This is a genomic window from Campylobacter troglodytis, from assembly GCF_006864425.1.
Lineage (GTDB): Bacteria > Campylobacterota > Campylobacteria > Campylobacterales > Campylobacteraceae > Campylobacter_D > Campylobacter_D troglodytis.
Genome location: NZ_QHLI01000151.1, coordinates 1 through 1,245, shown reverse-complemented (window position 1 = coordinate 1,245; position 1,245 = coordinate 1). Strand labels below are relative to the sequence as shown.

Below are 1,245 nucleotides of genomic sequence, written 5' to 3'. Positions count from 1 at the left end.
TTAAACTTTAAATGTCTTTTAAGAAATTTCGTGTTAAATTCACAAGATTAAATTTAAAGGAGCAGATTATGTCAAAAACATTCTTTAAAGTTGCACTTTTAAGTGCCTTACTCTCAAGCCTTTCTTTGGCTGATGATTTTCTTGCTAAAGTAAGCAATGGTGCTTTGAGTGATAACTCAACTGGAGTTAAAAAAACTTACACTTGATGAAGCAAGTCAGGTTGTTGGTGGGTATTTAGTTGCTTCTGGAGTTTTTAGCGATTATTCACTCGGTGGAGTGCGTATTACTGAATCTATGGCTATAGCTGTCCCTACTGCCCTTGAATTAGATATAGGTGGTATATGTGATATGGGGGTAAAATCGAGTTGCTTTATTCCCGGTTCTTACGAAGTATATGGAGAATTAAGGCATTATACTACAAGTAAAGAAAAATTTAAAGAGTTAATGTTAGTAACAAATAATGACCCAAGAAATAAATTTGTAGCTTTTACTGTCAAAAGAACCTTAAATCTTTCAAATCCTTATAGACCTAGTGTATATTATACCACAGGTGCTGCTTTAGTTGGCCTAAGTGGTGGAAGGATTTATAAAATAAAATCTAATATAGGTTCAAATAAAATGGTCAAAGAGATGGGTTGGGCTTATGAAAGGCAACTTAAAAATGAAATGGGATTTTAATAAAAGCCCCAAATTTTTAAAATGAGGAAAAGTAATGTTAAATGTTTCAACAAGGTTCAATTTCAATACCAATCTTAATAACTCTTTGTCAAATTTTAAACTTTCAGTTAGGGAAAAAACAACTTCAAATTCAACAACTTCCATAAATTCAAACAAAAGCTCAAATTCAAGTAATGAAGTATTGGGCTATAAGGTTGATAAAGATGGATATTTCACAGAGGAATTCAATGAAACAGCAGGCATTCCAAAGGACTATAAGATACATTCAAGCACTATGCAAAGCCTTGTGAGAAGCCAAACAAGTGGTGGTGTTTTTAATTCTTTTTCAAGCATAGACATAGCCAAAACTGTTCGCAACGCCTATGACATAGTTTCACAACTCCTTGAAAAAAGCCCTGAGTTAGCAAACAAAGAAAGTTTTAGCCAAGAGGATTTGGCGTCTTATTTCCCGCAAAGCTATGAGATAAACAGCATAGGGCAGATTACACGAGTGTTTTCCTTTGGTGAAATGAGTGAATTAGTCGCTTCTGGGAATTTTAAAGCAAATGGCGGACAACTCTTTCCTAG

The 1,245-nt window shown here is 34.0% G+C and carries 3 protein-coding genes; all 3 read left to right on the top strand.

Annotated elements, in window-relative coordinates; translation table 11 throughout:
• The first annotated feature begins 68 nt into the window (after positions 1 to 68).
• A complete protein-coding gene (locus DMC01_RS14080; RefSeq protein ID WP_185908957.1) occupies positions 69 to 206 on the top strand; it encodes a hypothetical protein in 138 nt (45 codons plus the stop codon).
• Positions 169 to 678: a hypothetical protein gene (locus tag DMC01_RS14075; protein ID WP_185908956.1), complete on the top strand. Its 510-nt coding sequence runs from the start codon at positions 169 to 171 to the stop codon at positions 676 to 678. Before DMC01_RS14080 ends, DMC01_RS14075 begins: the two co-directional genes overlap by 38 nt.
• Positions 679 to 712: 34 nt before the next feature.
• Positions 713 to 1,245: Cj0814 family flagellar-dependent secreted protein (locus DMC01_RS12485; protein WP_142694508.1), on the top strand; the 533-nt coding region annotated here is incomplete at its 3' end.